This is a genomic window from Bacillus sp. JKS001846 (assembly GCF_900176455.1).
GTDB lineage: Bacteria > Bacillota > Bacilli > Bacillales > Bacillaceae_G > Bacillus_A > Bacillus_A cereus.
On sequence record NZ_FWYG01000001.1, the window covers coordinates 3,205,974 to 3,229,930 of the forward strand.

Sequence of the window (23,957 nt, forward strand, 5' to 3'; positions counted from 1 at the left end):
GTACACCCCTTTAAGTTTTTTACATGAATTACTTATCACAATTTTCACTCGACAAATTTTAAGTTTTTTGATTATTTACACTATAACAAACAATCAGGGTCAAATTTTGTTACTTTATGTAACATAGAAAATTTTTAACAAAATTGTAATGTTAACTCCTGCAAAATACATAAAATCTCTTTACTCACTTTTGTATAAAAAAATCGTACAGCTTAATTTAACTGCACGACTACAATCTCTGGCCTATTCAAAATTCTTTGCGGAATGATACTATTTCCTAATCCTCTACTCACTACCATTGATGTAACATGCCCGGTTCTGTTCTAATAGTATCATATAACATTAAAGCCGAAATTCCTAAGTTAAGGAAATTCGGCTTTTTGAGTTCGCATGAATATCTTAGTTTTAGTTCTATGTACCTTGCAGTTGTAGATCTTAGTACATACCAGTTGTCTATCTATATGTGATGAGTTTTTTATCTTTTTCAATAATCAACTATGTATAAAATATTTAACTTAATTAATCCCCTTAATGGATATCATGCTTTTTAAAGTTACCGCCTTGTACTTCCGCAACATCATATACAGTGACAAAGGCATTTTCATCAATTTCATGAATAAGTTCCTTCATTTTATTCTCTTCTAAACGACTGATAACACAGCTAACTTCTTTATAAGCTTCTTTCGAAAAGCCACCATACATTTCATTATAGATTGCATTTCTCCCAAGACGTTCCCAAATTGTATCTATCATTAATTTAGGTTCTTTTGTAACAATTTTAAATGTTTTAGAGCCACTTAATCCTACTTCAATAATATGAATTACTTTAGAAGCAATAAAGTACGCAATCGCTGATAAAATTCCACCCTGAAGACCGAATACTGTTGACACAAAAATAAATACGAACATATTTAAAAACAAGATAAGATCACTTGTGCCAAACGGTAATCTTCTAGACAACAATACCGCTAACATATCAATTCCATCTAACGCCCCACCATTACGAAGTGCCAATCCCATACCCAAGCCAATAATCACACCACCAACAACAGTAACTAGCAATGTATCTCCTTCAATAATTGTAGGCACATTATGCATAATCACAGTACCTATTGCAAGTGATACAATACCAATAACTGAATAAATTGCAAATCCTCTACCGATTTGTTTATAACCTAACCAAACAAATGGAATATTAATAAATCCAATTAAAAGACCTAATGGCAACCCAAATAACTGAGAACTAACGATACTTATACCTGTTACACCACCATCTGAGACATTATTAGGAATAAGTACAGCCTCTAATCCATACGCGGTTATAAATGCTCCAATAACAATTAAAATTGCTTGCGAGATTCTTTTTAATTTATTAACATTTTTAGTCCTTATACTTCCCATCTCAATTCCTCATTTCTCACATTTTTCTCTTTTTGTCATTTTATAATTACATCAGCTTCTTTAATCTTAGTGTTACACCCTACTATGTAACTTCTCTCAAACTATAACTTCCTATACTTAATCCGAAGGGTATACGGTATATGTATGGATTCTTATAACTACTAATCATGCGTTACCCTATTAAATACGTTATCCACTTTGCCATTTAAACACCATGAAATTATTGTTAATAGACCGCACACAGAAACTACTGGCTGTTCCACCTCCCAAGAGTTTAAATTATTTCCGTCCACTTACCTATCACACAGTATCAAAACCGTAGTTCATGAAATCAATTCCATAAACATACTGAGTGCTACTTTACAAGTCTCAAAATAGCACTAACTGACCAATATACTCATTCAGTCAATTATAATATACCTAAAACTAAAGTGAAATTCCATTAATTAATATTATTTCTCTTTATTAAAACAAGATACATAATGTAGGATTGTTTAAGTTTTTTATAAAATAAGTAAGTTTTATAAACACTCTAGTTTTCAATGTTTTTATGATGTGAAAACTATTTAAATTACGCTTAATCGAGAGTAATTTATTCAATATATTCTTTCTTTTCACTCTTGTATTTTATCTTCATTCGTGTATTATATGATGCAAGAATCTTCACATAGAAGAAAACTTTTAACAACGAGGTGTATCATATGGAGACAAAAAATAATGTTACAATTGGTTCCTACGTACAATTTCCCTATCGTAATAACTCCACCTTACAATTAACAGGTTGTGTAGTTAATATCTTACAAAATACGATTGTAGTTGATATTGCTGAAATTGCTGAAACACATGCTATTGAAGAAACTAGGCAAGTTGTAAAACATGGTTATTATAAAGTGAAACTTTAATCAGCCCTCACCAATCGGGCTTTTACGGGCAGCAGGGCCCCACCTAACTTCTTTTCTTTCGTTGAATTTTGAGGTGGGGTCTTACTGCATGGCAAATAGCAAGATTAAAAGATGAAGTAAATCGGTAACATAAAAAAGACACTAGTACACACTAGGATCTTTTTTATAGCGTTGTTTTTATAGTATTTTAATTTACAGCCATCATACTAAAAAGAATCGCTTTCCAAGTTCTTATTTTTAATGATATTACATAAAGAATTGAGAGATTATTATCTAAGAGCCTTAACTATAACTTTAGTTGCCTCTGCAATGAGTTGATTATCATAGGTTGCCTCTTTCTCATCTTTACTAGATAAAATTACGATGATAATTGGTGCTCTATTTGGAGGCCAAACGATAGCAATATCATTTCTTGTCCCGTAACTACCAGCACCTGATTTATCTCCAACTACCCAGTCAGTTGGTACGCCTGCACGAATAAGTTTGTCCCCTGTAGCATTTCCTTTCATCCACTCTGTAAGAATTTTACGTTTTTCAGCTGGAAGTGCATTTCCGACCGTAAAAGCTTTAAGATTCATAGCAATAGCTTTCGCTGTACTAGTGTCACGAATGTCTCCTGGAATAGCTTCGTTTAATTCTGTTTCAAAGCGATCAGACATAGTAATCCGATCCCCCATATGCCTAAGCGCTTTTTCATATCCTTTAAGTCCGCCTATTTTATTAAATAAAATGTTCCCTGCAGTATTATCACTTGAACGAACAGCAGCCTCAGCAATTTCTCCTAGTTTCATTCCAGTATCTACATGTTTCTCTGTAACAGGTGAATAATCCACTAAGTCTTCTTTCGTAAATGTAATTACTTCATTTAATGTATCAATTGAGTTTTGCTGTAGTAATACTCCTGCTGCTAAAGCCTTGTAGGTTGATGCGAAGGCAAATCTTTCGTTAGATCGATAAGAGATTGTTTGATTTGTACCAGTATCAATCGCATATACACCTACTCGAGCATCAAATTTTTTCTCAAGTTGTGAGAACTCTTTATGCGTCGCCTGATTTTTATGTTTCACTTGTCCAGTCTTTTCTTTCGCTTCAACTTGCAGTTCCCCTCCTGTAAAAGCTTCTAGGCTTGTAATACTTAAACCTAATATACCAACGCATATTCCTATTTTTAGCATCCTCTTATTTTTCAAAATCATCATTCCTTCCAAATTTTTAGCACCTTTTTATACGTACACATAATAGACAATCACCGAACCAAATTTGTTCCACAAACTAAAAAAATTATAGCTAGTATGAGAGTTATTAACAAAATAAGAGATAGTAGCTACGACGCCTCTATCTCTTATTTCATATTTCATTTTTTTACTTATAAATGGCTTTATATGAACAGGGTCTCTTCCCTGAGAAAAGTACTCTAATTTTGCTTAGAACTACCTGTACTAGTAGCTTCACCATGTATACGTTGCTGTTTCAAATCAAAGTATACATCTAATACTTCCTTTCCAATTATAGAATTAATTCCATTTTTATCATCATGAAGCCATGGAACTACTACGGAAAATGCTACTTCTGGATTATCATATGGAGCATATCCAACTAACGTTAAGTTGTAACATTCCATACGTTCTCCTTTTGCATTTCTACCAATCGGGTCATCTCCACCATATACAGTTTGGGCTGTTCCTGTCTTTCCTGCTGGTTTATATGGCGCGTTTTTGAAATATTTCACGCCAGTTCCATCACCTTCTTGGAATACCCATCTAAACCCTTCTTTTATCCGATCAATATGTTCTTTCTTCATATCAATTCGATTTAATACGACAGGCTCTATGGAACGTATAACTTTGCCAACCTCTTCTTTTATTGATTGTTCTCGTATTTCTTGTACAATTTGAGGTTGCATTCTATAACCACCATTCGCAATCGTTGAAATATATTGCGCTAATTGCAACGGCGTATACGTATCATACTGACCGATAGAAAAATCTAGTAAAAACCCAGGTTGACTATCTACTTTTCTCGTTTGTCCAATTATTTCATTCGGTAAATCAATACCTGTTGGGACACCTAAACCAAATTGCTTGAAATAATAGCGCATCGTATCAAATGCTCCTTGTTTAATATCCAATGAGCCATTTGGTACGTAATTGACCCCCGCAATTTTTAAAGCTGTCTGGAACATGTATACATTCGAAGATACTTGTAAAGCCCGTAAATCATTAATATTACCAAATCCGGATACATTCCACGATTTCTTAGCTTGTGTACCTTTAAATTTCATCGGCGCGTCATAAAATTGATCTCCTGGATGTATTGCCCCTGTCTCATATCCAGTTAATAAAGTAGCACCTTTTACAGCTGACCCTAGCTCATACGAAGTTGTCATGTTTCCTAATGCCAAATCCTCAACCTCTATTTTCCCTTCTTTTTCTACAATCTTTTTGCCTGCCATCGATAAAATTTGTCCGTTATTTGGATTCGTCATGACAACAAAAGCTCGATCGAGCAGTGGCTCTGAACTCTTAAAAGCTCTCAAGTTTTTTTCTATACTTTCTTCCACTTTCTTTTGTAATTCCATATCAATCGTTAATGTTAAACTATTACCACTTTTTCCTTTAGAGATTATTTCTGTGCTAACAATGTTTCCTGATTTATCAGTAATATTTTTTACTTCTTCTTTTGTGCCGTGTAATACATCTTCATATCGTTGTTCAATATAACTTTTTCCAACACGATCATTACGGTTATATCCACGTACTAAATAAGAATCTAAATTTTCTTTCGGTAATCCTTCTTCACTACTCGTAATATTTCCTAATACAGAACGAAATAAATTACCGTTTACATAATTACGTTCCCAATCAACAGTTGCATCTACTCCTGGAAAATTCGCAAGATTTTCGCTTATCCGCGCATACTCTTCATCTGTTACATCTTTTTTAATGATTTGTGGTGTTAGTTGATAACCTGAACTCATTTTACTTTTAATAGCTAACACCTTTAAATCTTGTGCTGTTAATTCTGCTAATTCTACCTCTGTAACCCGACCTCGTCTTAAGTCTTCTATTTTTTTATCTAACTCTTTTCCCTCTATACCCTTTTCTTTAAACTTTTCTATATCTTTCTTAGTAATCTTTGTCTCCGCACGTTTCGAATTCAACTGCATCCAAAAATCTTTTTTATCGATATCTGTTAATTTATTTATATCTTGTTCAGGCATTTCAAGTACTTTCGCCAAGTCTTTTGCTGTTTTTAAAATATCTTCACTCGTAATTCCCTTCACCCTTGTATACGTAATTGTGCGAAGAGATTTATTATTAACAACTGTTTTCCCTTCTCGATCTAAAATTTGTCCACGTGGAACTGGAATACTAGTTATTGCATTTTGACTACTTTCCACTTGGTTCTTATAAGCCTCTCCCTCAACGATTTGTACCTTTCCTAGCTGCATAATAATAGCTGAGAATAGTACAAATATGCAAAGGAACATTATATTTAATCGAATAGATATATATGTCTTCTGCTTCTTGCCTTTTTGTTCTTTCATAAATCCTCCATTTAATCCTTTCAGAAATTGCTACAAATACTAAAAGCATTTCTTATATATTAGATACCGCTAATCGGTTATAAATATCGCCTCAATTTTTTGCTTAATCCTTGTAAGCATCCATTCTTTTTCGTTTAGCTACGGCATTAATAACTCTCCCTTCTTGTTTTCTCTCTATTTTTTTGCCGCTTGCATTAGAAGTGCTAAACTGTATAATGACTCTTATTAAACTTACATATAGACTTGCTAGTAAATTTTCATGCTAATTATTCCTTTCTTCATGCTTTAATACTTAATAGACAACCTAAACAATAAAGTTGTTCCACATTTACAAAAAAAATAATTAAATATAAGATGAAATAGGCTACATAAGGGAGGGTTATATGTTACATACAAAAAGATGGAGATTTTTTGCGGTTCTTTCTATTGTAGGTTTGATTTTACTAATTTTATTAAAAATCAACTTCATTTCAATTACTATCGCAACTTCTTCAGCTGAAAGAGGAAAGATTTTTGATCAAAATGGTGTAATACTAGCTACAAATAAGAAAGTTAAGTCTCTATATTGCACTTCTAATGATGAAAAGCTATCGAAACAAGATACATCGAACACATTAGCTTTTTTTAATCAATTTTCAAGCGAGTTTCAACATGATATTTCTACAGAGAACATAAAATCTCAATTACAACAATCTTGTAAAAAGCAGACTATGAATGATATACCGTTATACTCTCATATAACTGAGAATGAACTTGCATTCATAAACAAAAACAAACCCAATAATGTAATAATTAAAGATGAATGGATTCGATATTATCCTAAACACGAAATTGGTTCCCAAGTAATTGGGTATGTAGAAAATGACCTTAATTCAAAGCATATGGCTGTTGGAAAAAGCGGGATTGAGCTGCAATATGAAAATGATTTAAAAGGAAAACCAGGTAAAACTCTTATTTTTAAATTGAATAATAAAAAGTTCTTATGGGACATTCAAAAAGTACAAATAGGTAAAGATGTACGGCTAGCTTTAGACTCTGAGTTGCAGCAAAAAGCAGAAGAAGCATTAAGATCTCAAATTAAGAAAATACCTGATGCTAAAGCTGGTTATGCTGTAGTAAGCGATGCAAAAACTGGCGCAATTTTAACTATGGCCAACACGGCAGTTTTTGATCCAAATATATTAAATACACGTGTATCTTCTAGAAAAGAAAACATTAACTCTCTTTCGCAAAATAAAGCAATTCAAAAATTAAAGTATGGTGAATCTTATGTAAATATGGCTTCTACTATAAAACCACTCACTATTTTAATTGGATTAAACGAAAAGCTTTTCCAACCCGAAGATACTTATTTAGATAAAGGTACTTTTCAGTATGATAATCAAAATAACATTACGAATGCGCCTGGAACACCAACAGGGGAGATTACACCGAGGCAGGCTATCATTAATTCATCTAACACATTTATGACAGCAAAAGTAGCTCTGCCCCTATTCAACCAAAATAATGGGAATATAGAAAAAGTGGCACATATATGGACAGATTATTTAATGCAATTCGGCCTACGTTCTAAAACCGGGATTGATTTACCCTTTGAAGAAGACGGACAATATGAATTCCATCCATCTAATAAGTTTGAAAATGGAATCTCCGCTTTATTAAACGCCTCTTGGGGAGGAAATGAAGTGCATACCCCTCTTCAACTCGCTCAATATGCAGCAACTTTGGCAAGTAAAGGTGATAAATATAAACCTCAAACTGTAAGTGCAATTATTAGTCCGGACGGTAAGGAAACAAAAAAGTTTAAACCAATTTTAGAAAGTTCAAATCGTTACCCGATGAACTTTTGGAGTGTCGTGCAAGGTGGAATGAGTCAAAATATAGAGGAAATTAAAAAGTTGCCCTTTGACGTCGCAGGTAAAACAGGTATTACAGGTTTTCCGAATGAGCAAGAAAGAATGATAAATCATTCTCTTTTCATTGCATATGCTCCTACTGAAGATCCACAAATTTCCATTTCTGTCGTTATTCCTGGTAGTAATTCAGAAAAAAACATTGCCGCTCTCGTTACATCAGAAATTTTAGAGTACTGGAATACTCTTCAAAAAGAGAATAAAAACAAAGAGGAAGGTTCATTAAAGTGAACCTTCCTCTTTTACCATATAGAATCTATATTTATTATTTTCCATGTTCCTTCATTATTCTTTTCGAACATAAATGAATATTTAATATCAGTTAAAACGTACTCTTTCTGTACATATCCAGTATTACCGTTAATTGTCGAAATTTTTATATATCCATCATTTTGCACTTTTTCTGGAATCCAAGCTTTTACCATTTCATTAGATATTTCATATAAAACTTGTGATTCTCTCTTTGGTTCAGCTAAAATTTTCGTTTTATTTCCAGTAACAGTTGCATATATAAAATGCGCTTGGTTTGGTTGGTTACTTTCTGTCAATCCACTTGGTACTTTATATACTTGCTTTGTATCTTTTGCAAACTCTCCTCCCATTGTAAGGGCGACTTGCAACTCATGAAAGATATCTTCATCAAACTTCAGTTCATCCTTCCTATAACTCTTTCCTTTAAATAGAACTTCATCATTTAACGCTTTGTACAAGTTATTTTCATTTTTTGAGTTCGTACTTTGATATAGTTCATTCATAAATTGTTTTAATGATGGATCTTGAGCAGACTCATCTTTTGTTTTAGGCTTAATTTGAGTACTACTTTGTACCGGCGATTTATTATCATCAAGCCAAGGTTGTTGAACAATGAAAAATAACATTGTACAAACCAAAACAACTACAATAGGTAATGCTTTTTTACGAAATGGTCTTTTATGTTTTACAAAATCCACTTCATTATTTTCATATATAGACTGCTTTATTTTAGAAATAAATTCTTCTTCATCTTTACGATTCTCCATTGGCCCTTTTTTTATTTTTCTATACCAGTCAGGATTTTGTTTATTGTTCATCACTACTACCCTCCCCTATTAATTTTGAAACCTTACTTCTCGCTCTACTTAATCTCGATTTTACAGTTCCAATGGATACTCCTAATGTTTCAGCCATTTCTTCATAAGATAATTCATATTTTGCGTCCAATATAATTATTTCACGGTGCTTTTTAGGTAGTTCTAATACAACCTTCCACACATCATTCATTTCTTCTTGCTTAAAAAATTCTTGTTCTGCTGACAGGGATTGCTTATCGTCACTAAAAAATCCTATTAAAGATATCCTTTTAAAATAAGAGGATTTCAAATAGTTTATTGCCGTATTTCTTGTGATTTTTAATATCCACGTTTTAATAGATGACTCCTTTCGAAATGAATTCCAATTTTTAAACACCTTTATAAATACATCTTGCGTGATATCATCTGATAAGTGTGGATCTTTCGTAATAATAAATGAATAATTCCATACATCTTGCCAATAGTCTTTTATAACATAGTCCAGCTCATCATGATTACACTTTTCAATAAACGTCTGTTCCATTTCCACACCTCAAACTTATTTGAATAAACATAAAAACTGCCCTCACTTTTATTATGGTTTCAATATATAGACAAGATACAAGTTTCATTTGTTCCATTGTTTATCTTTTTCAAGCAGAATAATACTACTAAAAAACAAGTAAAGCATACAATGATAAAATTCTACTCATGAAAATCTGTTTTTTGAATTTAACGTAACACTCCACTTGTCCATTTCAATTTGCTATCTCCTTCTATTTGCCATTAACAATGTCAACTTTTCTAGAATCACAGCAAAAAAGCATTCTTTCTAATCGAGAATGCTTTTTTGAAATTTAATTGTTCTATATTTTCCCCAATTTATATCTTTGAGTTAAGCAAACCTGTAATAAATTTAGTCAAAAAATTCACCATATAATTAAGTATTATTTCTGAAATACATGTTTTACTTTTTCACCTGGAACGTTACTTCCTCCTCTTCCTTTTACATCTTCAATCATCATTGTAACAATCATGTCTGGCGCATTTGCATCGAAAGCTGCGAACCATCCCAGTTCTTTTCCGTCTGCTTCTTTCGACTCTTTCAGTTCTGCTGTACCAGTTTTACCAGCAAGCGTTACACCATCAACCTTTGCAATTCTTCCTGCGCCATCAGGGTCATTAATGACTTTAATTAATGCGCTCTTTAATATCTCTTGATTCTTTTTAGAAACCACATTTTCTTTCCAATTCCCTGCTACTTTTGCTTCTTTTAAAAGATGTGGCGACGGAATATTCCCTTCATTCACAATCGGTGCATATGTTAATGTTAAATGAAGTGGTGTCATTAGTACTTGTCCTTGTCCATAGCCCGTGTCTGCTAGTTGAATATCGTTTTTTATCCCATCTTTTGCAATGATTGAAATAGGAAGTTCGTATTCGATTGGTAATTTTTCATGAAATCCGTACTTTTTAAATTCATTTACATACTGATCTTTTCCCATTTTCAAAGCTTGTTGAGCAAAATAAATATTATCAGAGTACTTCATTGCCTTATCAAAGTCAATTGGACTTGCATCCTTTACACGCGTTACATAGTAATTTCCCCAAGACGAATCTTTTGTCCACTTCGATCCTTGAATTTTAAATTCTTCCTTCGGATTTATTGTGTTTGTTTCCAAACCAATTGCACCTGTGATCGTTTTAAATACGGAACCTGGTACAAATGCTTGTGTAAAGCGATTCGTCATTGGTAGTTTCGAGTCGTTACTCCATGCTTCTCGTTGGGCTTTCGATGCTCCTCTAACTATTATATTTGGATTATAAGCAGGGCTACTTACAAGTGCGATTGTTTCACCTGTTTTAGGATTGACCGCTGCACTAGACCCTGCTTCAGTTTTCATCTCATTAAAGATTTTTTCTTGAATTGCAGCATCAATTGTTAACGTAACATTTTCTCCTTCTTTTGCTTCTTTTTTTGCTACGTTTTTAATCTCTTTCCCCTTCTCATCTTCTATAAATACGCGTCCACCCTTTTCACCACGCAATTTATTTTCTAACACTTTCTCTAAACCGGTCTTACCTACTAAATCATCTGCTTGATAACCTTGTTTTTGAAGTGATTTTAACTCCTCCGCATTCACCTTTCCTATGTATCCAGTTAAGTGTGCCGCTGCTTCACCTAATGGATACGTACGAATATTTACTGGGTGAGATGAAACTCCTTCTAATTCAATATAATCATTCTGTCTGGTTCCCTCTTTTAAAATACCAATTGGTACAAAGGAGTCTGGTTTTATCCATTTTGCTGTGAGCTTTTGTTCGACCTCTTCTATAGACATATCAAGTAATTGTGCTACTATTTCTTTCGTTTGCGCTGCTGTTTCGCCTAGTTTCTCTGGAATAATTCCAACCTCAGTCGCTTTACCATTCGTTGCAAGCCCTTTTCCATTTCGATCATATATTTCTCCACGTTTTCCTTGCTCTATTTGCATACGTACTTTGTAATCTTTTTTCATTCCTGGAAAAATGAAGTCTGGCGTCCAATCTATTTTCCAAGACTCTTTATCTTTCACAAGTTTTGCTTCATGGATGAATGAAACTGATCCTACATCGGTATCCATCTTAACTTCAAAAAGAAAAAGCTCTTTATCTTTCGTATTCTCTCCTTTCATTTTAACTTTTAAATCCTTAGCTCCAATCCCCTCATAGATTTTTTGATATTTTTCTGTGAATTCTTTTTTAGAAATTGATTTTTTTGCATGATCTGATAAATGATCATACATATTTGTAAATTTTCTATCATTCCATAAATTGATATATTCTTCAAATGCTTGTTTTGGCGGTTCGTTTTTATTACATCCTACCAACATAACCGCGAAACAAACGAAAAGCAGCATCCATAATTTTTTCAATTCAATCTTCTCCCTTAGTTAAAAATGATGATTCCTTTCTTAATTTATTTAATAAAAAATGTTTTAACGCTTAATAGACAGTGAAAGTAAGGATATTGTTCCATATTTACAAAAAACTAAAAAAGAGTGATAAGAATTCCGTAAATTTGGAATCCTCATCACTCTCGTTTGATATTGTGCAAATCATGAATATGAAATAATAATTTCTAATTTTAAAAAATAATTTTAATTTTCCAACTAACGAGATAAAAATCATGTATTTGTCCTATTTTTAATAATTCATAAATTCGTTGAAATGTTCGCATCAAATTCATCTGATGTTTTGGTATCTATTTTTCTCCCATCAATTGTCATCTTTATTTTTTGTTTTTGGTTTGCTGTTACCACCCAAGCGTTCGGTAAATAACGATCTTCATGGGATAATGTAGACGGTGAATTTATAACCTTTCCTCCTAAATATAGCGTAGCAGAAGAACCTCCATCCATTGCCATTGCATTTATAGCTCCTTTTTCATATAGAATATCTTGACACTCTTTCAACGTAGCTCCTATACTATGTGTCTGTCTACCGTCAATAACTAGAAACATAATTGTACCATCTTCTTTTTGGGCCATAATACTTCTTGGAGCCGACCCCCAACCGCCGTCTCCTTCTGTAATCATTTTTTCTCCATTTACAATTAACTGTGGCATAAATCCAGCTGCGGAAACGACTTGTTTATCCAACAGTTGTTGGGTAGAATAATTTCCTGTTATCATTTGACCAAACTTTGTTAATCCAGTAATAATTGTAGGGGCATTTCTATCCATATTTGTATCAATAGCTTTCCCATTTTCTATCACAATTCCAGTAGCAACATTTCCTCCACCCCTTCCTGTTTCGTCAGCAAATCCACTTGCATTCACAGCAACAAGTGCATGATTACGTTTTGCCATTACACTAATTTTTTCTCCCCTGTTAGCACCCTGTGTTCCTTGATGGCTAACAAGTTTAACATTGAAAGGATTACTAATTGTGACTAACTTTCCTTCGAAAAGAAAGCGACTATCTTTATTACTTTTAATCGTTTCTACATCAATTTCTAATGGCTGATTTTTTAATTCTTCTAATCTTTTTCCTACTATTTTTTTATAAATATGCTCATCACTGTTTGACCATTTTGGATGATTAATTCTATCTTGCAGTTTATCTAGTTCCTTTTGGGATAGGAATGTATATTTCGCATATTGTGGATGCTGAGAAGTTAATATACTCCCAGCGATTGTTATACGAAGCTCTCGGCCATAGCTAGTACCAAATAGTATTCCTACGCCAATAATCATTAAAATAGAAAATAGAAGCAAAATTCGTTTGAAGATTTTTCTTAGATGTTTCATAGTTTTATCCTCCAGCATTCATTACATTCAATAAATCCATTAAAATATTATTTATCTAAAGACAAAAGTGTTTGATTTCCCCATGCCTGAATTCCCCACTATGTTTTAGCAATTAAGGCAACATACTTATTCCGGATTTCGTTTTTTTAGTGTATATTTATAAATTTAATAACGTTTTTGCAACCATGAAGTAAATTACTAATCCTGTTCCGTCAACAAATGTTGTAATAAATGGACCTGAAACAACTGCAGGATCTAGTTTTAATTTTCTTAGAATTAAAGGTAAAACAGCTGCTACAAGAGAGGCCCAAATAACAATAAATAATAAAGTAATTGCTACAACTTGCGCAACTTCTGTTCCAACTCCTAACATATAAGCACGAGTGAGCCCAGCTATCCCAAGTGCAAGTCCAAGAAGCATACCAATTGCAAATTCTTTTTTCATTACACGGAAAATGTCTTTAAATTTCAACTCTCCAATACCAATTGCACGAGTAATTGTTGCTACAACCTGTGTTCCTGTATTCCCTCCAGTACCTACTAATAATGGAACAAAGAAAGCAAGGGCAACTACAGTTTCAATTTCGTCTTCAAAATACTTTAATACTGTACCTGTATATGCCTCAGCAACAAAAAGAAGTAATAACCATGGTAGACGTTTTAGGAAAATGCTCCAAATACTAGCTTCAAAGTAAGATTGATTCAATGGTTCACTTCCGCCTAACTTTTGAATATCTTCTGTAGCTTCTGCTTCCATAACATTCATTACGTCATCAAATGTTATAATACCAATCATTTTATTATTTGCTGTTGTGACAGGTATTGCTGCTAAATTATAATTCAGTAGCTTTTTTACAACTTCTTGCTGGTCAACTTCAGCGTGTACTGAAATTGCCTCTGGCATCATGATAGTAGATAATATCTCTTCATCTGCTGCTAGTAATAACTCATGTATGGAAACGATTCCCTCAAGATAACCATGACTATCAAGAACATAACTATAAGATATTGATTCTACATTTTCAGAATGTTCCCTAATGTACTTCAATGTCATTTTTACTGACCAATTTCCTCTAACTGCAACAAAATCACTTGTAACAAGACTTCCTGCCGTTTCAGGTTTGAAAGTCATTAATTTTTTTACGTTATGTTTTGTAATTTTATCTAGATACGCCATTAATTTAGCCTGCTTTTCCGAATGAACCGCTAGAAGTAAATCTACTAATTCATCAATCGGTTGTAAATTTAGTAACTTTTTAGCTTTATTTTCAGATAAGTGAATTAAGATATTATATTTTTCTTCTGCACTCATATATTGAAGAACTTTAGAGCTTTTTAATACAGGAATCGTATTTAGTAATATGACTTGATCTTCAATTGAAAACTGTTTTACTTCTTGCGCAATATCATACGACGGAAGACGTAAAACTTTCTCTGCATCCAAGTTATTTTGGGTTATAAGTAATTCCTTTAATAATTTCTTCATGTTAACTCCTCCTCATATTGCTAAGGGAGACTCTAGAGTTTCATGAGTGGTTTTGTTTTATTTTATCTGTCTTAATTTTTTTATTAGAGCAATAATAGTTACATTGCAATCAATTTATTAGTTAGAATTACCTCCTTTTTGAATATAGACAAGATAAAAATAAATAACATTAAACAGAAAAACCTTTACTCAAAAAGGAGTAAAGGTTTTTTCACAATACAAATAAATGATTATTAAGACAGCTCTGCCGAAATCACAGAGGTGCCTTTCTATCAAATCGTATACCACTCCCTCGTTGAGTTTTAGCACTGTATAGCATAGGTTTTTATAACCAGCTACATTAAGAAGGGCCTTAATCCGACCGTTCCTGTTGACCCATTGGCGTCTCTCGACATTTTTGGGCAGCAGCGTTTCTCTATACAGGAGCCTCACCTAACAAAGTTTATTGAATTACTTCAAAATTTAAACCAGAATTTAATATTTGTCAACTGACTTTCAATTCCATTTATAAAAAAATCTTTTATAGAAAATGAAATTATATTTTATTATAAATTTAAAATCCCCCTTAAAAAACATAGAATTCAAATAGATTTAATTCGAAGAAACGTAATAAAACATATGAAACTTATTATTTTCAATCAAATTCCAACTTTATAACAAAAGATGAATAATTAGTCATTCTGTATATAAAAAGAACATTCACAAAAAATCTTCTTTTATGATTAAAATCTTCTTTACTATTTATCAAATTTATATGGTTAAACTACTTAATTAAACGATACACTACAAGTCAAAAATATGTACTTATACAGAATGATTACAGACATTTTTTTATATCATTTCTCAAAGGACTATAAAGCAATAAAACAAATAAAATTAGCAATATGGTTGCTTGACAAGCAAAAAAAATATATTTATGCTTGCTACACGAAACAAACACATAAAATTTATATTGCTTAACCTGTTAGGTGAGGCTCCTATGCAAACACAGGCTATTGCCCAAAAATGTCGAAAGACGCCAATGGGTAGAACAGGAATTGTCGGATTAAGGCTCTTCTTAAGATAGCTAAGTAATGAATTTTCATTACTTTACGTTGTATAGTGCCAAAGCTCTACTAGGGGGAAAAAGCCTTATTTAGTCATGCCATTTTGAATCCCTCTAGTTACATACTAGGGGGATTTTTGCGTAAAAAACAGGGAATAAGTGATAGAATCTTTCTAAACAAAAGTCATATTTAGTAATTGACGAGAACAAGATTCTATTCATTAGCAAATGTAATATTATGTTTTGTTTTAAATCAGGAGGATATTAAAATGAAAAAAATATTAAAACTCGATTATCTATTGCTCCTTCCTCTATTCATAACATGTACTTTAGGTATTATCATGATGTATAGTGCAAGCTCCATTGTCGCTGTCCAACATTACGGTTATAACAGTAGACATTTTGTTGATTCTCAATTAACAAAGCTACTTTTAGGAACAATAGGATTAATAATTTGTGCTTTACTCCCATATGAAATATGGAAAAAACGAATAGTCTCAATCTTTATTATGGTTGGGGGGATTTTTTTATTAATTATGGTTTTATGGAAAGGAAAAGTGGTAAATAATGCTCAATCATGGATCTTTGGAATACAGCCAGCTGAATTTCTTAAATTAGGAACAATACTTGTAACAGCCCGTTTTTTTGCATTGCGACAAGAACAAGCTAAAAATAACTGGAGTGGTATCGGAAAACTTTTATTTTTTTTAGCTACAATTTTTTTTCTTATCTTTAAACAACCAAATTTAGGATCTGCACTTTTAATATTAGGTATAGGTATTAGCATATTTCTTTGTTCAGGAATAAATATAAATCTACTAATCAAAAGAACTACCATCGGTTCTATTTTATGGTTACCTATTTTATATTATTTGATTCAATATAGTTTATCAGCAGTTCAAAAGACACGTATTACTACGATTTTCAATCCCTTTCTTGATGCGCAAGGAAATGGATATCAGCTTGTAAACTCTTTTATTGCCATTGGCTCTGGAGGAATCACTGGTCGTGGATTTGGAAATAGCATACAAAAAACAGGGTATCTTCCGGAACCACACACTGATTTTATAATGGCAATAGTTTCTGAAGAACTAGGATTTATTGGTGTATTTATTCTATTGGTGGGAGTTTTGACTATAGTACTTCGCTCCTTAAAAATTGCACAATTATGTGTAGATCCATTCGGCAGTTTTATAGCAATTGGTATAGGATGTATGATTGGTATGCAATCTGTTGTAAATTTAGGTGGTATTACGGGACTATTTCCTCTTACAGGTACTCCATTTCCATTTGTAAGTTTTGGTGGAAGTTCTTTAATGGTCAATTTAATAGCAATAGGAATATTGCTTAATGTCTCAATTTTCAATAAAATAAGACATTCTCCTTTTTAAAATCTATTGTACTATAGTCATTTTTGTTACATTTAGAGAGATTATACAGGCTTTCATAATGATTTGATCAAACTGTAGATTTATTAATTTTAGACGAACATTTAAAATATTTTATAGCATAGAATAGACAGTATACAGTAGACACCACTAATATCTACTAGGTGAATAAAAAAGAAGGAGAAAATAAATGACTCTAAATATAAATAGAGTATTCCCACGTAATTGGTATGCTGTGAGTTATGCAAAAGATATAAAAAAGATTCCAGTAAAAAAAAGATTTGCTGGCAAAGATTTTGTATTATATCGGGATGAAAAAGGCGAAGTTCAGGCTCTATCACCTTACTGCCCTCATCGTGGCGCTGACTTATCACTGGGACAAGTAGTAAATGGTAAACTAGTCTGCCCCTACCATGGTTGGGAGTTCGATAGTTGTGGTACTTGTGTAAGAATTCCATCCCAACCCAATAAACCTATCCCGAAATTTGCTCATACCCTCTCATACCCTGTAAAAGAAAAGATTGGGTTGATTTGGATATATCCTGATAATGAGGAAACTCCACCTGAATGGCAAACTTTTCATGTAATGGAGAACACTCCTTTTAAACTCTCTTTCTTCCACGCCACTTGGAATGCACACCTTACTCGATCAATCGAATCTGTGCTGGATATTGCTCATCTTGCTTATGTACATAAAAAAACGATTGGTAGAAAAACAAAAGCCGAATCAACCAATTATAAGCTGGAGGGAACACTGGATCAGTTTATATTCTCAAATGGTGATGCTTACCTTGAATACAAATTCCCACATCAGTGGATGCTTCACAGTGGCAAACAGGAGAATGAGTCATTTATTCAGTACATTACGTTTACACCAATTGATGAAGAAGAGACATTAATTATGGGATATACCGGAAGGACATTTTTAAAGTACTTCCCTTTACTAGACCAAATTTTAGCTAAATTTAGTTTAAGAGTACTAAAAGAGGATCAAATTATTGTAGAAAGTCAACATCCTAGACCTATACCAGAAGCTTTAAAAATGGAGGCCCATGTTCATGCAGATATGGCTCAAGTTCAGTTTAGAAAACGTTGGTTTCAGTTTTTACAAAATGGGTCTTGTTTTTCACTTGATTAAAGGCACGTAACGCAGTATTAAATATAGGTGTAGTGATGTTGATAGACGTGGATGCTACCCCATCGCCATCAAGCTAAAATTTTATAGTACCCCCTGAACCCAATTTTGTACTAACTCGTAACAAAAAATCCCTTCAAAAAAAGAAAGGCGCCTATGCACCTTTCTTTTGTAATTCATTCTCACTCTCTTAGCATTCAGAATCCCTTATGAATCACTTTAATGCGTCATTGTACGGACCTAATTACTCTTTAAAAAAGTAATAATTTGTCTCCTTACTTTTCAGTAACATATTTCCTCTTATTATTAAAAATAAGTCGTTTCTGCTTAATATTTTTACTATAACTCTAACTAGTGCTAACCAAAGGATCATAATAAGCCAAATATAATTTATTAATCACGTTTAAAGTACATAAGTCTGCACTGATTGAAAATGCAGAACCAGCATTAATATCGTTTAGTGTATTCCTAATCCGCTAACGACTTAAATCACCTTATTTCACTCTCTTCGGTAAAGCTGAGCCTGCATGTTCAATTACTGGATGAACATAAACATTAATATCAGCATTACTAAAATAATTTTCACCTTGATCCCAATTCTTACTTATTTTCTTCCATTCTTTATAATTATTCCGCTTATATACTTCTCCTAATGCTAATACATCCACCTTATATTTTTTTGAACAAGCTTTATTGATTTTTGAATCCTTTGATCCATCTCTTTTGAAATATCCTTCGTTAAGCGTTTTTTATCTCCATGCTCAAATGTTTTCAATTATTTTTGTTTCTCCAGATTTATTATAGAATCTTTCATCTAAAATTAGTCTGTTTTACCAGTTAACATAGAATTTGACAGACGAATAAATTCTTCTTTGCGATCTAAAAAAATGTATGTGCAATAAGAGTTATGTTTAACATTAACAAAACACTTAATATAACCAATAAACCATACACCCAAAATTTACTTCTTCATTGAAAAAACAACATTTTTAGCTAGATGTAGTAAGTTATTTTAGGATGAAAAATTTAAAATATCTATCTTTATATACAGTTCAATATATTACTACAATTTTAACAAAGGACTACAAGCAATTGTAAAAGAGAAAATGAAAAAACAACTTAAGTTTTACCCTATACAATCATTAAAATATATTAAATTTATTGTTGTATTAATTACCAATAAGAATTTCATAAAGAAAGCACAGACTTATTAAGGCACATATTTATCTAACCTACATAAAATAAAGATGTACAATTGCCTACTTTATGAATTTTTTATAATGATATATAGAAAGGATTCATTAAGTTATGTTTGTTGGGAAATAACATTTATATTTCTTCTAAAATAAACAGGGTACAAATTACACATATCAGCCTGTTTATTTTAGAGAAAAGTTGTTTATAAGTAGTTCTTTTCTTTAAAAGAAGGAACTACATTTTTTAAATTAAATTTCTACATGAATAAATTTAGCACGGGAAAGGAATTGAACTTATGTCTAATTTAAATTTCATTTCTGATCAATTTGCTGCAATTCTTAAAGGAAAGAGTAAAATAAATCAAGGTGGTTGTTCGGTGTCTTTTCACCGCAATTTTAAGGTCCTGGTTCAAGGAAAACCAAGTGCCTATGTAGTTCCCGTCGGAGTAAGTTTTGAATCGTTGGATCAAAATGGCAATGCATTAAATTTAGGAGAAATCGCGGTTCTACAAGAAGAGATCCCTGCATTTATGAAATCAATTGTACAACAAGGAATTATTGTCAGTGCTTTACATAATCACTGGTTATACATGAATCCCTTAATTATGTATATTCATATCCAATCGGTAGAGCACCCGTTACATTTTGCAAGAAAATTGGCAAATTCATTTTTATCGTTAAGCAGCTATCCTGTTACTAATAACGAAGGGCAATAATCAATGTTTTTGTTGTGTTCATTTATTATTATAGGAAGCACCACGTGTCCATTAACTTAAGTAACTTTAATACCCCTAAACAAATTTGATAAAAAAATAATATTATTTTTTTATCATTTAAGATGAACTATAATCATTTGCGGAAGAATCACAACAAAATGATCACTTGTATTTTTAGAAAAAACAGCCTATTCTTGATCCATTGGAGAAGTAATATTATCTTTATAGGTATCTATGTAGATATTACCATTTGCAGCACATACAGCATATGTAACATCTTTGGAGCGAAGGTTCCTTTTTTTTAGTTCATACTGTAATTCTAACTCCGTCGATTGTTTTGTATTAAATTTTCTGTCATAATTTCCCCATCCATGATTAACCCTATAGGGAGCTTACACTCTTTTTTTGTCGGTATATTTAAATCTTGTTTTGTAACAGTACGATATTCTGGTTTTTTCAAAACAGATATTTTACCATTTGTTTCAACTACGACATAAAGAACTTCTTCAATGTTAAAAATACGATTCTCTCTTAATTGTTGGTTTAAATAATTTAGAGAATAGCGCATTTTCCTCATATTATTTTCTGGAATTTTCCCATTTTCAATAATTACTGTTGGATTTCCTGCAAATATTTTTCTGCCTATTCGACTTTTCATGGATATATAACTAACCATTAAAATGATAAACAATAAAATAAGAAAAGCAATAACTGCATGATGAGTTTTTACATTTAAATTAAATGCCAAATTTGCAATAATACTTCCGATAGAGATAGCACCAATAAAATCAAAGGTATTCATTTCAGCGATAATTTGCTTTCCTAATATTTTAGCTCCGATAAATAAAATCGAGAAAGAGAACAATGTTCTCAAAATAATTTCTATATGTTCAGACACAAATAGCTCCTTCTTTTAAGATTAGGTGTTCGAATAATAACATTTTATATAAAGATAATATGTATCATTGTAAAAGAATTTATTATGTTCAATACCAGTAGATAATTCATCCATATTAAAACGACGGAACTTTTTCACTTTTAAGAGACAGAAAGGGAAAGGAAAGGAAAAATAAAACTAAATATGTACAAAAATACATTAGATGAATTATGTTTTTTATTTCCATCAAGTTAAATATAACTTGACACTCCCCCCTAAAGAACTAGGAGTGTCACAACATTTAAAGAACATATTTCCTTTCGAATCATTTATTTAGGGTCAATATTTAACTTTTTCTTTCATTTTCAATCCCTCTGAAGCTCGATGATATTATGCATATTTTTAGATTTTCCATTTGTAGCTATATTGATTGAGACATTAAGATCTAATTCTTTATTTTGAAGGGGTATTTTCCCCTCTTTTTTATATCGTTTCCACAATTTAGAATTCTGGCGATATAAGGTATGTGATAACTGATACATGTCAATCCCCTCTTCGATTCCTTTCTGGTACGTTTTTTTTATTTCTTTTTCAACTTGGCCTTCTGCAATTTTTTTTATATCCTTTACAGGCATAGGGTTTATTAATTGAAAAATATCAGCATCAAAATCGATATTCATAAGCATGCGTAACTTTCCATTTTTAATAAGATACTTTGTATCTACCTTTGGATTTTTCAATACTAGATGTCCAATGATCTTCTCGTTAAATTTTAATAGTAATGGAGCTCGTTTGGTATTTTCATCAGTCCACTGAACCCCAGCAATATCATGGTTCTTTAAATGATTTATATAGGATTTATTACTTATAAAACCATAACCACTAAATTTTAACATCGGAAATGATATATGCCCTTTTTTCCAATATGATTTAGTCGTAGCTAAGAAAGGAATACGAGTTGTCATCCCAGGTTCATAATAATTTCTTTGGAATTTATATAAAGGTAAAGGGTCTATTATTGTATATTGCTTGGTTATCTCTTTTGGTAAATTAATGATTGTATATAATTGAGAAATATTCAAAATGTTATTGTTAGATAATATGTTTTCTAAAGGTTCCTTAGTTCCAAATAACCACATAGTATCTCGAAATTGAAAAAAACGAGAAAAAAAATCATTAAATTGATTTATGTCACCATGTTTTAGAAATCTTTCTGTTACAACAATTGTTTTGAGATGCTCCCATGAAATTTCTTGCTGAGCACCCTTATAAAAATCAAATGCTGCCTCATCTAAAATAGGTCCTTTCCCCATTGCAATATAGGCCTGGCTATAATTACGGGTAGCGCTCCCTTCTTGTTTAGCTATGTTAGAAAAATTAATAAATTGCGGACGGATGATATAATTATTATCTTTAAAATCGATACCTAGACTATTTATATACAGAACGTGATGCAACTCTCTTTGATCCCAACACCCTGTTAGAAACATACACATCATAAAAAAAAATACAACTATTCTTTTATTTTTCTTCATCTGTACTCTCTCTTTTCCTTGTATTATCTTGAGTATGCAATTCTTCAGGTCTTTTTTTCATATACGTGAACGGAATTCTAAATGTGGCTGCTAACATACTTTTAAACACAGGGGGTGAGTACGGTGTAAAAAATGGAACTCCAAAAGAGCGTAAATTCACTACGTGAATTACCATCACAAGGACACAAAAGATAAATCCTACTATACCCAGTAAAGCAGATACTAGAAATACTACATATCGCAATATACTTATTATTCCTGTTACTGACTGATTAGTTAGAGCAAATGTCGAAACAACCGAGATTGCTATTATAATGACCATAGATGCTGAAACAATTCCTGCACTAATAGCAGCTTGTCCAATAATTAATCCTCCTACAACAGATAATGTTTGACCAAATACGGCAGGAACACGCAATCCTGCTTGCCTTAAAACTTCAAATAAGGTCATCATAATCAGCCCTTCTAAAGGAGCTGGAAAAGGAATCCCTTCTCTGGATAAGCTTAATGTAGCTAACAGCGTATAGGGAATCTGATCTGGATGATATGTAATTAGTGCTATCCAAATTCCTGGAAGAAACATAGAAATTGCTATCCCCAAAAGACTTACAAGCCGTACAAAGCTACCGAATATATAGAAAAAATCTTGATCTTCAGATGTATTCACAAAAAAAGGAAATGTAACTGGGGCAATAGTGGCTGTTGGTGACCCTTCGACTAATAAAATAAAACGCCCATACAACAAACAATTCACAGCATAATCAGGGCGCCCTGTATATTCAACTAATGGAAATACACTAAATTGATTATTTGTGATTAATTCTTCAATTTGTGCACTTGAAACAACCCCGTCTATTTTAATTTGTCTTAATTTTAATTGAACTTGATTAATGATATCTTGGGATGCGATATCTCTCAAATACATGAGTGCTACTTTAGTTTGTGTTCTTTCTCCAATTATAAATTCTTCATAACTAAGAGAACTCGTTTTTAGTCTTTTTCTAATTAATCCTATATTTGTGTTTAACTCTTCAACAAATCCATCCCGTCCACCTCGAATGGTCATCTCTGTATTTGTTTGTTCAACTGATCTTGTAGGTATTTTAGCAACATCAACTATATACCCTTGTTTAGATTCCTCAAAAATAATGAGGAGGTTACCTTTAAATATAATTTGAGAAATAATTTCATTCGAATTTACTATATCTAATTTCTTTACTGATAACTCAGAAATTAATCCTGTAAGGTTAAATTCTTCTATCGAATTATTTATAAGTTGTTTGCAAACATGGGATGATGTAGCTTGTTTTAATTTTGTATTGTCAATTAAGTTTTCACAATACATAAACAACACTGACCTCGTTTTTTCTTTCTCATCTAATTCACGCTTTATTATCTTTACATCGTTGCATCCATCAAACCACTTTAGTATTATCTTCTCGTTTAATTCTACTCTTTTGTTCATCTACGTTGTC

15 protein-coding genes, 4 pseudogenes and 2 riboswitches are annotated in these 23,957 nt (G+C 32.1%); of the genes and pseudogenes, 5 read left to right on the forward strand and 14 right to left on the reverse strand.

All coding sequences use genetic code 11. The features are described 5' to 3' along the window. Window positions 1-212: 212 nt before the first annotated feature. Both B9A45_RS17325 and B9A45_RS17330 read right to left on the reverse strand, forming a co-directional pair. A pseudogene (locus tag B9A45_RS17325) lies at window positions 213-305 on the reverse strand (phosphoesterase); the annotation flags it as partial. A gap of 223 nt (window positions 306-528) precedes the next feature. Further along, a complete protein-coding gene (locus B9A45_RS17330; protein ID WP_016110022.1) occupies window positions 529-1,401 on the reverse strand; it encodes a YitT family protein in 873 nt (290 codons plus the stop codon). 701 nt (window positions 1,402-2,102) lie between these two features. Between B9A45_RS17330 and B9A45_RS17335 the strand changes: the two genes are divergently transcribed. Next, window positions 2,103-2,303 carry a DUF2187 family protein gene (locus B9A45_RS17335; RefSeq protein ID WP_000448567.1) on the forward strand — a complete coding sequence of 67 codons (201 nt, stop codon included), beginning with the start codon at window positions 2,103-2,105 and terminating at the stop codon, window positions 2,301-2,303. Window positions 2,304-2,572: 269 nt separating this feature from the next. Here the strand turns inward: B9A45_RS17335 and bla are convergent, their stop codons facing one another. After that, the gene (bla, locus tag B9A45_RS17340) at window positions 2,573-3,499 is read right to left on the reverse strand and encodes a class A beta-lactamase Bla1 (protein ID WP_142263099.1); all 927 of its coding nucleotides are present in this window, start codon (window positions 3,497-3,499) and stop codon (window positions 2,573-2,575) included. Between the two features lie 218 nt (window positions 3,500-3,717). Then, entirely contained in the window at window positions 3,718-5,850 is a 2,133-nt protein-coding gene (locus B9A45_RS17345) for a peptidoglycan D,D-transpeptidase FtsI family protein (protein WP_000662990.1), read from the reverse strand. A gap of 383 nt (window positions 5,851-6,233) precedes the next feature. Here B9A45_RS17345 and B9A45_RS17350 point away from each other — a divergent pair, with 383 nt between their 5' ends. Beyond that, the gene (locus B9A45_RS17350; RefSeq protein ID WP_084064387.1) at window positions 6,234-7,994 is read left to right on the forward strand and encodes a peptidoglycan D,D-transpeptidase FtsI family protein; all 1,761 of its coding nucleotides are present in this window, start codon (window positions 6,234-6,236) and stop codon (window positions 7,992-7,994) included. Between the two features lie 11 nt (window positions 7,995-8,005). On the opposite strand, the gene B9A45_RS17355 is transcribed toward B9A45_RS17350, so the two are convergent. From B9A45_RS17355 to mgtE, 5 genes are all read right to left on the reverse strand, one after another. Then, entirely contained in the window at window positions 8,006-8,833 is an 828-nt protein-coding gene (locus B9A45_RS17355) for an SH3 domain-containing protein (RefSeq protein WP_001060763.1), read from the reverse strand. Next, the gene (locus B9A45_RS17360; RefSeq protein ID WP_000438327.1) at window positions 8,823-9,356 is read right to left on the reverse strand and encodes an RNA polymerase sigma factor; all 534 of its coding nucleotides are present in this window, start codon (window positions 9,354-9,356) and stop codon (window positions 8,823-8,825) included. The genes B9A45_RS17355 and B9A45_RS17360 overlap by 11 nt, the downstream gene beginning before the upstream one ends. Before the next feature lie 403 nt (window positions 9,357-9,759). Further along, window positions 9,760-11,727: a penicillin-binding transpeptidase domain-containing protein gene (locus B9A45_RS17365; protein ID WP_084064390.1), complete on the reverse strand. Its 1,968-nt coding sequence runs from the start codon at window positions 11,725-11,727 to the stop codon at window positions 9,760-9,762. A gap of 279 nt (window positions 11,728-12,006) precedes the next feature. Beyond that, window positions 12,007-13,104, reverse strand: a complete 1,098-nt coding sequence (locus B9A45_RS17370; protein ID WP_000681825.1) for a phosphodiester glycosidase family protein — start codon at window positions 13,102-13,104, stop codon at window positions 12,007-12,009. Between the two features lie 157 nt (window positions 13,105-13,261). Then, window positions 13,262-14,590 carry a magnesium transporter gene (gene mgtE / locus B9A45_RS17375; protein WP_084064393.1) on the reverse strand — a complete coding sequence of 443 codons (1,329 nt, stop codon included), beginning with the start codon at window positions 14,588-14,590 and terminating at the stop codon, window positions 13,262-13,264. Window positions 14,591-14,871: 281 nt separating this feature from the next. Then, a riboswitch (M-box (ykoK) riboswitch) is annotated at window positions 14,872-15,037 on the reverse strand. A gap of 506 nt (window positions 15,038-15,543) precedes the next feature. Next, a riboswitch (M-box (ykoK) riboswitch) is annotated at window positions 15,544-15,720 on the forward strand. 184 nt (window positions 15,721-15,904) lie between these two features. Between mgtE and B9A45_RS17380 the strand changes: the two genes are divergently transcribed. Both B9A45_RS17380 and B9A45_RS17385 read left to right on the forward strand, forming a co-directional pair. After that, window positions 15,905-17,026, forward strand: a complete 1,122-nt coding sequence (locus B9A45_RS17380) for an FtsW/RodA/SpoVE family cell cycle protein (RefSeq protein WP_016110016.1) — start codon at window positions 15,905-15,907, stop codon at window positions 17,024-17,026. A 187-nt stretch (window positions 17,027-17,213) separates the two neighbouring features. Continuing rightward, the gene (locus B9A45_RS17385; RefSeq protein ID WP_016110015.1) at window positions 17,214-18,161 is read left to right on the forward strand and encodes an aromatic ring-hydroxylating oxygenase subunit alpha; all 948 of its coding nucleotides are present in this window, start codon (window positions 17,214-17,216) and stop codon (window positions 18,159-18,161) included. 241 nt (window positions 18,162-18,402) lie between these two features. Here B9A45_RS17385 and B9A45_RS31735 read toward each other — a convergent pair. Continuing rightward, window positions 18,403-18,471, reverse strand: a pseudogene (locus B9A45_RS31735) (HXXEE domain-containing protein); the annotation flags it as partial. A gap of 181 nt (window positions 18,472-18,652) precedes the next feature. Continuing rightward, window positions 18,653-18,909: pseudogene (locus tag B9A45_RS17390) on the reverse strand (Ger(x)C family spore germination C-terminal domain-containing protein); the annotation flags it as partial. Between the two features lie 741 nt (window positions 18,910-19,650). On the opposite strand from B9A45_RS17390, the gene B9A45_RS17395 reads away from it, so the two are divergent. Then, window positions 19,651-20,070 (forward strand): DUF1259 domain-containing protein, encoded by a 420-nt coding sequence (locus B9A45_RS17395; protein WP_000067578.1) that lies wholly within the window; start codon window positions 19,651-19,653, stop codon window positions 20,068-20,070. Window positions 20,071-20,258: 188 nt separating this feature from the next. Here the strand turns inward: B9A45_RS17395 and B9A45_RS17400 are convergent. The 3 genes and pseudogenes from B9A45_RS17400 to B9A45_RS17410 all read right to left on the reverse strand — a co-directional run bounded on the left by B9A45_RS17400 (window position 20,259) and on the right by B9A45_RS17410 (window position 23,947). Further along, window positions 20,259-20,968, reverse strand: a pseudogene (locus B9A45_RS17400) (DUF421 domain-containing protein). A gap of 344 nt (window positions 20,969-21,312) precedes the next feature. Then, a complete protein-coding gene (locus B9A45_RS17405; RefSeq protein WP_016110013.1) occupies window positions 21,313-22,482 on the reverse strand; it encodes a spore germination protein GerXC in 1,170 nt (389 codons plus the stop codon). Further along, window positions 22,469-23,947: a spore germination protein GerXA gene (locus B9A45_RS17410; protein WP_053514028.1), complete on the reverse strand. Its 1,479-nt coding sequence runs from the start codon at window positions 23,945-23,947 to the stop codon at window positions 22,469-22,471. Before B9A45_RS17410 ends, B9A45_RS17405 begins: the two co-directional genes overlap by 14 nt. Window positions 23,948-23,957 lie beyond the last annotated feature (10 nt).

Excerpts from the sequence above, each read along its gene's own strand:
- B9A45_RS17330 (WP_016110022.1), bottom strand. The coding sequence starts at position 1,401 with ATGGGAAGTATAAGGACTAAAAATGTTAATAAATTAAAAAGAATCTCG.
- B9A45_RS17335 (WP_000448567.1), top strand. The coding sequence starts at position 2,103 with ATGGAGACAAAAAATAATGTTACAATTGGTTCCTACGTACAATTTCCC.
- bla (WP_142263099.1), bottom strand. The coding sequence starts at position 3,499 with ATGATTTTGAAAAATAAGAGGATGCTAAAAATAGGAATATGCGTTGGT.
- B9A45_RS17345 (WP_000662990.1), bottom strand. The coding sequence starts at position 5,850 with ATGAAAGAACAAAAAGGCAAGAAGCAGAAGACATATATATCTATTCGA.
- B9A45_RS17350 (WP_084064387.1), top strand. The coding sequence starts at position 6,234 with ATGTTACATACAAAAAGATGGAGATTTTTTGCGGTTCTTTCTATTGTA.
- B9A45_RS17355 (WP_001060763.1), bottom strand. The coding sequence starts at position 8,833 with ATGAACAATAAACAAAATCCTGACTGGTATAGAAAAATAAAAAAAGGG.
- B9A45_RS17360 (WP_000438327.1), bottom strand. The coding sequence starts at position 9,356 with ATGGAACAGACGTTTATTGAAAAGTGTAATCATGATGAGCTGGACTAT.
- B9A45_RS17370 (WP_000681825.1), bottom strand. The coding sequence starts at position 13,104 with ATGAAACATCTAAGAAAAATCTTCAAACGAATTTTGCTTCTATTTTCT.
- mgtE (WP_084064393.1), bottom strand. The coding sequence starts at position 14,590 with ATGAAGAAATTATTAAAGGAATTACTTATAACCCAAAATAACTTGGAT.
- B9A45_RS17380 (WP_016110016.1), top strand. The coding sequence starts at position 15,905 with ATGAAAAAAATATTAAAACTCGATTATCTATTGCTCCTTCCTCTATTC.
- B9A45_RS17385 (WP_016110015.1), top strand. The coding sequence starts at position 17,214 with ATGACTCTAAATATAAATAGAGTATTCCCACGTAATTGGTATGCTGTG.
- B9A45_RS17395 (WP_000067578.1), top strand. The coding sequence starts at position 19,651 with ATGTCTAATTTAAATTTCATTTCTGATCAATTTGCTGCAATTCTTAAA.
- B9A45_RS17405 (WP_016110013.1), bottom strand. The coding sequence starts at position 22,482 with ATGAAGAAAAATAAAAGAATAGTTGTATTTTTTTTTATGATGTGTATG.
- B9A45_RS17410 (WP_053514028.1), bottom strand. The coding sequence starts at position 23,947 with ATGAACAAAAGAGTAGAATTAAACGAGAAGATAATACTAAAGTGGTTT.